Source organism: Vibrio sp. 10N.286.51.B11 (genome assembly GCF_041469245.1).
Classification (GTDB): domain Bacteria; phylum Pseudomonadota; class Gammaproteobacteria; order Enterobacterales; family Vibrionaceae; genus Vibrio; species Vibrio crassostreae_C.
Genome location: NZ_JBFRKI010000065.1, coordinates 1 through 1,579, shown reverse-complemented (window position 1 = coordinate 1,579; position 1,579 = coordinate 1). Strand labels below are relative to the sequence as shown.

At 44.3% G+C, this 1,579-nt stretch carries 1 protein-coding gene and 1 pseudogene; both read left to right on the top strand.

The features are described 5' to 3' along the window. A pseudogene (locus tag AB4154_RS22210) lies at positions 1–170 on the top strand (bifunctional aspartate transaminase/aspartate 4-decarboxylase); the annotation flags it as partial. 70 nt (positions 171–240) lie between these two features. Continuing rightward, positions 241–1,449 carry a sodium/glutamate symporter gene (gene gltS / locus AB4154_RS22205; RefSeq protein WP_372124134.1) on the top strand — a complete coding sequence of 403 codons (1,209 nt, stop codon included), beginning with the start codon at positions 241–243 and terminating at the stop codon, positions 1,447–1,449. Positions 1,450–1,579: the final 130 nt, after the last annotated feature.

The window sequence follows — 1,579 nt, the reverse complement described above, 5'->3', positions numbered from 1 at the left end:
TCCGTCTTGCTCACGAAACTGGCGTCATCTTACTACCTGGTAAAGGTTTCGACACAGTACACGCCTCAGTACGCGTATCACTAGCGAACCTTACTCACCACGAGTACGAGCTAATTGGCCGTGCAACACGCACTGTGTTGGATGAGTACTTCCAAGAGTTCTCTGCGTAATTCGTAGTTGCTAGAAAATATAAGCCCCGTCAAGTCGGGGCTTTTTTATTCGGTTGTTTAGGTCGTGATAATGAATGTAATTTCTGTAAATGCCGTTGAATCTGCCATTTTGGCACTCTTGATGTTGTTGTTTGGTGAGGTAACCAAAAAACACACACCAATATTAAGTAAATATCATATCCCAGGGCCGGTGATTGGTGGGTGCATCGCAGCCTTAATTACTACTTGCTTATATCGCATGGGAATGGAGTTCGAATTTGAACTTCCTTATAAAGAGACGTTGATGCTGATGTTTTTCGCAGGCATTGGTTTAAGCGCAAATATCAAGCAGCTATTCCAAGGTGGACGCTTGTTCGTTGTCTTTCTCGGAATCGCCGTTGTTTATATTATTTTTCAGGACGCTATTGGTGTCGCTGCAGCCTCGTTCTTAGGGCTGGATCCTAAGCTAGGACTGATGACGGGCTCTATCACCCTATCAGGTGGGCATGGTACAGGTGCTGCATGGGCGTCGATGTTTCATGACCATTTTGGTGTCGATAATGCACTCGAAATCGCGATGGCCTGTGCCACTTTTGGTCTTGTGATTGGCGGTATTATCGGAGCGCCTTTAGGCACGTATTTGGTTGAAAAAAATCAACTTTCAACACCGAACGTACATGCAGCAGATGGGGAACACAAAAAGGCCCATCACATGCCGACTAAGGGCAATGTACTACATGGCATCGGAAGCGTTGTTCTTTTAGCATGCTGTGTTGAGCTCAGCCAAATGCTACATAGTTTAGTGCTTGTGCTCGATGTGCATTGGCTGAACATGGTGCCAAATTTCGTCTATGCGTTATTTGTTGGTGCACTATTCTCAACACTATTTAGCGAGAGCAAACCTGCCAAGATTGCGATGGTCGAAGTGGCACGTTTAAGCTCAATTGCCCTAAGTGTCTTCTTATCTATGGCATTGCTTGAAATCAAACTTTGGCAGCTGTTTGATATGGCGTTGTCGCTGGTGGTTATCCTAACGATTCAAACATTGTTTACTATTGTGTTTGTTACGTCCGTTACCTATAAGCTACTCGGTAAAAATTATGATGCCGCGGTGATGGCAAGTGGTCATGCGGGCTTTGGTTTGGGTGCGACACCGACAGCCATGCTCAATATGAATGGTATCACGGGTTACTACGGCCCATCGCCACAAGCGTATTTTATCGTGCCGTTAATTGGTGCGTTCTTTATCGATCTCTCAAACCTAATCGTTATAGAGACATTCTTACATTTCATGTCTTGATGGATCTTCCCCATCAAAGGGGATTACCAAAGTTCAGTACTTTGACTTTAAAATTTACTCAAGACATCAAAAACTATATTCAGAAGAGGAGTGACGGTTTGAAAGGTGTAATTGTAGTGGTCAACTGATA

Bases quoted from the DNA above. Each gene is read 5' to 3' on its own strand.
- gltS (WP_372124134.1), top strand. From the start codon at position 241: ATGAATGTAATTTCTGTAAATGCCGTTGAATCTGCCATTTTGGCACTC.